The sequence below is a fragment of the Pseudomonas sp. 34 E 7 genome (genome assembly GCF_900005715.1).
GTDB classification, from domain to species: Bacteria; Pseudomonadota; Gammaproteobacteria; order Pseudomonadales; family Pseudomonadaceae; genus Aquipseudomonas; species Aquipseudomonas orientalis_A.
Window position 1 is genome coordinate 45416 of record NZ_CVTX01000187.1, and the last position, 5649, is coordinate 51064.

Sequence of the window (5649 nt, forward strand, 5' to 3'; positions counted from 1 at the left end):
AGGTGCCGAGTGGTGGGGCAAGAGCGTTTTGCTTACTTTTGCGCTTTTCAAAAGTGAGCCGCTGTAAAAGCGGAACCATTAGCAGCCGTGACCGAAGAAACGGATATGTACTCGGTCTGATCCAGCATCCTGGTCGGCCCTGAGGCCGTCATCGGGGGCAAGCCCCCTCCCACAGGGGATCTTCGCTGCTTTAAGCATTTCGTTCGCTTAACTGACTGGCATTAGGGCAAGCCCCCTCCCACAGGGTATCTCCACTGTCAGTTGGCTGTTGACAGCACGCGGCAAACCTCCACAACCTGCACCTCTGCCCGCCCTGCCCCTGAGGCCGACCTTGGATTATTTCGCCGCCCTGACCGCCTTCGTCGAAGCCGCCGAAGGCAACAACTTTTCCCGCGCAGCCGAACGCCTGGGCATCAAGGCCTCCACCGTTTCACGCTACGTGAAGGACCTTGAGCAGGACCTGGGCATCGCGCTGTTCAACCGCTCCACACGCACCCTGCACCTGACCGAAGGGGGCCAGACGTTCCTGATGCACGCCCGCAGGGTGCTCGATGAACTGGAACACGCCAAAGCGGCGACGTCGGCGCTGAACCAGCAGCCGCGCGGGTTATTGAAGCTCAACCTGCCGCCGGCCTTTGCCCGTCACCATATCCTTCCGGCCTTGAACGACTTTCGCCTGCGCTACCCGCAGATCGGCGTCGAGCTGGTGCTGGATAACGCCCAGGTCAACCTGATTCATACCGGCGTCGATCTGGCCATCCGCATTGGCGCGCTGGCCGATTCCACGCTGAAAGCGCGCAAACTCTGCGACGGCCACTACCGCCTGGTGGTCAGTCCGGCATTCGCCATGCAGCACCCGCCGCCCTCGACGCCGACCGATCTTGCCAGTGTGCCTGCGGTACTGGGCACACAGGCCATGGGCGATATCACCTTCGTCGCCGACGGCCGCGTAGCGTCGTTGGTGCATGGCGACTGCATCCGGATCAATGACCTGGACGCGCAATTGATCGCCGCGCGCCAGGGGTTGGGGTTCGCGCTGTTGCCGGACTGGCTGGTGGCCCGCAGCCTCAAGGCCGGTGAGTTGGTGGTGTGGCTGCCGCAATGGCGCGTCCAGGGCGTCGAACGGGCGTTTGCCGTGTGGTTCGTCTACCCGCCCAAGCGCATCGTGTCGTCCAAGGTCCGCTGTTTTATCGACTTTATCGTCGAGCGCCTGGGCGAGACGCCGGACTGGCACTGACTCAACTGAAGCGAATATCCAGGGCACGCAGGTAGGTTTGCAGCCCCGCGTCCTGGATCGGAATCAGGAACGCCTCGGTGTCGGATTCATTGAAGTGCGCATGCCAATACCCCGGCGGCGTCACGAAGGCCAGGCCAGGCGCCCAGTCGACCCGCACCGGGTTGCGAATCTGCCCGTCCGGCTCCAGCTCGGTGCCCACCAGGGAGTAGCAACCGGGCGGGCAGTCAATGATGAAATCCAGGGCTATCGACTGATGGCGGTGGGGCTTTTGCACCGACCCGGCCGGCAGGATTCCATACATCGCCCACAGCACGTGCGTCACGGTGCGGGTTTGGGGAAAGTTGCGGTTGCCCAGCAGGATACTGATGCGACTGCGGTCCTGGGCGCGTGGATCGTCGGCGGCTTCACGCAGCTTGGCGTTGGCCAGTGCCGCCGGGTACAAGGTGGGCGTGAAGCGATCGGCGCCGGCTGTCACGCCCAGGTAACGCAACAACGGTTCATCGTGCACATAGTAGAGACGCGCATCCTGGCTGGCGCTGAACTGCGCCTCCTGCCGGCCGGGCAGCGCGATAAAGCAGCCCTTGGACCATTCAATCGTGGACTCGCCCTGAACCGTACGGCCCGCTCCGGCGATCACGTAGAACACCTGCGAAGTGGCGTTGGGCTGCAAGGTGAGCGTATCGCCGCGATTAAGCCGCATGAAGTTCGCGCACAGCCCCGGACCGGTCGCCGGGCCTTCACAGCCCAGGGCGTCGCTGAGGTCCAGCGGGACTATGCGCGATGGGCCGCTGTCGTACAGCGCGGCGGGAAAGCTGTGGTAGGGAATGCGCGTGATGAGATTGGCACTGATGGGATTGGCCGCCTTGCTGTACTCGAAGTACTCGGCGTCCAGTTGGTTGATGGCACTCAGGGCGGGATCGAATTCACGGTTCATCACGCTTACCTCAGTCTTGGGCTGGTGTGCACAGCACGGTCGAGCACTGCGCCGGTGGATGAACTATAGGCATCGCGCGCCAGTGAATGAATCGCCAACGCCGCACAGCAGTTGTGCAAAACGGGGCAGTCAAACCACATCCAAACCACATCCCATGCCCGCAAACGTCATAAACCCCTGCCCGTCCCGTGGTAATCTCGCGCCACCACGAATAGACATTGATCGTCACTTGACGATGACCAAAGCCAGGAAAGAACATGCCCAAGATTTCTCACTCAGCGCTGCGCCGCAACTTTCGCGAACTGCTTGCCAAGCCAATCTGTGTCGAAACCGCCTCGGTTTTCGACCCCATGTCCGCGCGTATCGCCGCTGACCTGGGCTTTGAGGTCGGTATCCTCGGCGGCTCCGTCGCCTCCCTGCAGGTACTGGCGGCACCCGATTTCGCGTTGATTACTCTGAGTGAGTTCGTCGAGCAGGCCACCCGTATCGGCCGTGTCGCGCAGTTGCCGTTCATTGCCGACGCCGACCACGGCTACGGCAACGCCCTCAACGTGATGCGCACGGTTGAAGAACTGGAACGCGCCGGCGTTGCGGCGCTGACCATCGAAGACACCCTGTTGCCTGCGCAATTCGGGCGTAAATCCACGGATTTGATCTCCGTCGAGGAAGGCATCGGCAAGGTCAAGGCGGCCCTCGAAGCGCGTGTCGACCCTGAACTGTCGATCATTGCCCGCACCAACGCCGGCGTATTGCCCACCGAAGACGTGATCGCCCGCACCCGGGCCTACGAAAAGGCCGGCGCCGACGGGATCTGCATGGTCGGCGTCAAAGACTTCGACCACCTGGAAAAAATCGCCGAAAAGCTCACGGTACCGCTGATGCTGGTGACCTACGGCAACCCGCAGCTGCATGACAGCGAGCGCCTGGCCAGCCTGGGCGTGCGTATTGTGGTGGCCGGGCATGGCGCCTACTTTGCCGCGATCAAGGCCACTTACGACAGCCTGCGTGCGCAACGCCAGCTTACCCACAGCACCTCGAACCTCAGTGCCACGGAGTTGACCCACACCTACACATTGCCGGAAAGCTATGTGGCGTGGGCTGAAGAATTCATGGATGTGAAAGAGTAACGACCGCGCCGGTGCTGGTCCTGGCGATCAGCACCGGGGCGCGCTTTTAATGGATCAGCTTCAACCCACCCAGCCCACTGCGGCCTTGGGAATAACCTCCGACTCGTCCAGCTTGGACGCAAACATGCTCACCGCCTGCACCGCATCGCTGGTGCTGGTGCGGATCTGCAAAATCACCGATCCGGCCTGATCGGCCAGGTTCACCCCGCGCTGCGCGCCTTCCTGGGTGGCGTTCATGCTGCTCACGGCATCCCGGGTTTCGGTCAGGATCATGCCGATCATCTCAGCGATTTCCGCAGTGGAGCGGCTGGTACGCCCCGCCAGTTGCCGGACCTCATCGGCCACCACCGCAAAGCCGCGTCCCTGATCACCGGCGCGTGCAGCCTCGATGGCCGCGTTTAGCGCCAACAGGTTGGTCTGGTCGGCAATCCCGCGAATGGTGTTGACGATCGCGGTGATCTGCTCGGAGCGGTCGCCCAACTGCCCTACCAGGCGCGCCGAGGCGCCGATATTATCGGCAATGCGGCGCATCTCGGTGGCAGTGTCCTGGATGACCTGAGTGCCGTGCTCGGCAAAGCGTTCGGTCTCCGACGAAATATGATAAGCCCGCGACGCTCCCCGCGAGTCCTCCTCGAACTTCTCCACGCGCTCGGTGATATCGCTGGCGAACTTGACGATCTTGATCAACTTGCCGTCACCGTCGTAGACCGGGTTGTAACTGGCCTCCAGCCACACGACCCGGCCGTGTTTGCCGAGTCGTTTGAACTGACCGGTGAAAAACTCACCGTTGTTCAAACGTCGCCAGAAATCGGCGTATTCACTGCTGTTGATCAGGCTCGGCTCGCAAAACAAACGGTGGTGCTTGCCTTTGAGTTCAGCCAGCGAATAGCCCATCACCTGCTGGAAGTTGGCATTGGCGTCCAGTACCTGGCCGCTCAAATCGAACTCGATGACCGCCATCGCCCGGTCCAGTGCAACGAGTTTGCTGCGGGTGGCGGCTTCCTGCTCGACCTTGGCGGTGACATCCAGCGCGTACTTGACCACCTTCAGCACCTGCCCGCGCTCATCCAACAGCGGGTTATAGCTGGCCTCCAGCCAAATGGTCGCGCCGCTGCTATGCATGCGTTTGAAGGTGCCGGAGACAAACTTGCCGGCGCGCAGGTCGCTCCACAACTGAGCGTAGGCCGGGCTGCCGGTGAGGGCTGGAAAGCAAAAATCGCGATGGGTCTTGCCGGCCAATTGGTCGCGGGTATAGCCCAGGGTATTCAGAAAGTTATCGTTAGCACGCAACACCTTGCCGTTGAGGTCGAACTCGACGACGGCCATGGAGCGTTCGAGTGCAGCAATCAGTCCTTTGTACTCATCGACTTCGACCGTCCTGGCCGCCAGTTCTTGTTTGAGTTTCGTGTTGAACATGATGTTGCCCTCAACGTGCAGAGAATCAGTCTCTAACACGCTATCGGCGCGGCTTTGAGCGACTTTACCTCGCGCAGGATTTTCTTTTTTGACGTCAAAAAACTACTGACGGCTACCGTGACCCGCAGGTCCTCAATGGGTAGACTGCGCGGCAACGTTTACGCCCTACGCGAGAGGTTTTCATGGCAAACCACGATCTGCAGTTCACCCCTGATCCGGATGCAGGGTCCATCTCATCCGACGTGATTGGTTTCAACGGCATCCTGGTGTCCACCCAGATCCCCACCCACGCCGACGGCAGCCTGGAACTGGGCGATATCACGGCGCAAAGCGAATGCACCCTGCAAGCCCTGAAAGTCGCCCTGGAAAAAGCCGGCAGCTCCATGGACCGGGTGATGCACCTGACCATCTACCTCACCGACATGGCTGACCGCGCCGCGTTCAACGACGTGTACACGCGCTTTTTCGCCAAGCCCTGGCCGGTACGAGCTGCGGTGGGCGTTGCCGAACTGGCGGTCAAAGGCATGCGGGTTGAAGTCACCGCGATGGCCGCCAAGGGCTGATACCCGGGGATACTGTTGATCGTTCCCACGCTCTGCGTGGGAATGCCGCCTGGGACGCTCCGCGTCCCGCCGACAAAATGTGGGAGGGGGCTTGCCCCCGATGGGGGTGTTTCGGCTGAACAGTTTTCGACTGACGCACCGCTATCGGGGGCAAGCCCCCTCCCACATTGGTGACATGCTGCACTCACAGCCCTGTGGTAGATGCCGCTCAGGCATTTCACAGCTACAATGCGCGCCTCGACCGTGACAAGCCTGACTAAAAAAACTATGTCCTTGCCCAAGCATCACCTGGAATTGCTCAGCCCTGCCCGCGACGTGGCCATCGCGCGCGAGGCTATCTTGCATGGCGCCGACGCCATTTATATCGGCGGG

5 protein-coding genes and 1 pseudogene are annotated in these 5649 nt (G+C 61.5%); 3 read left to right on the forward strand and 3 right to left on the reverse strand.

Annotated features, from left to right (window positions below; genetic code table 11):
* Positions 1-331 precede the first annotated feature (331 nt).
* Positions 332-1237 (forward strand): LysR family transcriptional regulator, encoded by a 906-nt coding sequence (locus tag BFP96_RS25980; RefSeq protein WP_065937280.1) that lies wholly within the window; start codon positions 332-334, stop codon positions 1235-1237.
* Between the two features lies 1 nt (position 1238).
* Here BFP96_RS25980 and BFP96_RS25985 read toward each other — a convergent pair whose 3' ends face one another.
* Positions 1239-2171, reverse strand: coding sequence for a cupin (locus BFP96_RS25985; protein ID WP_065937281.1), 933 nt, complete (start codon positions 2169-2171; stop codon positions 1239-1241).
* A gap of 257 nt (positions 2172-2428) precedes the next feature.
* Here BFP96_RS25985 and BFP96_RS25990 point away from each other — a divergent pair, with 257 nt between their 5' ends.
* Positions 2429-3298: an isocitrate lyase/PEP mutase family protein gene (locus BFP96_RS25990; RefSeq protein ID WP_065888139.1), complete on the forward strand. Its 870-nt coding sequence runs from the start codon at positions 2429-2431 to the stop codon at positions 3296-3298.
* A gap of 60 nt (positions 3299-3358) precedes the next feature.
* Here the strand turns inward: BFP96_RS25990 and BFP96_RS31890 are convergent, their stop codons facing one another.
* On the reverse strand, positions 3359-3943 hold the full coding sequence (locus tag BFP96_RS31890) for a methyl-accepting chemotaxis protein (protein ID WP_370671700.1): 585 nt from the start codon (positions 3941-3943) through the stop codon (positions 3359-3361).
* A gap of 3 nt (positions 3944-3946) precedes the next feature.
* Positions 3947-4714, reverse strand: a pseudogene (locus tag BFP96_RS31895) (PAS domain-containing protein); the annotation flags it as partial.
* Between the two features lie 182 nt (positions 4715-4896).
* Between BFP96_RS31895 and BFP96_RS26000 the strand changes: the two are divergent.
* A complete protein-coding gene (locus BFP96_RS26000; protein ID WP_065897412.1) occupies positions 4897-5277 on the forward strand; it encodes a RidA family protein in 381 nt (126 codons plus the stop codon).
* The last annotated feature ends 372 nt before the right edge of the window (positions 5278-5649 follow it).

Coding starts and splice junctions, on each gene's coding strand:
- BFP96_RS25985 (WP_065937281.1), bottom strand. CDS start 2,171: ATGAACCGTGAATTCGATCCCGCCCTGAGTGCCATCAACCAACTGGAC.
- BFP96_RS26000 (WP_065897412.1), top strand. CDS start 4,897: ATGGCAAACCACGATCTGCAGTTCACCCCTGATCCGGATGCAGGGTCC.
- BFP96_RS25990 (WP_065888139.1), top strand. CDS start 2,429: ATGCCCAAGATTTCTCACTCAGCGCTGCGCCGCAACTTTCGCGAACTG.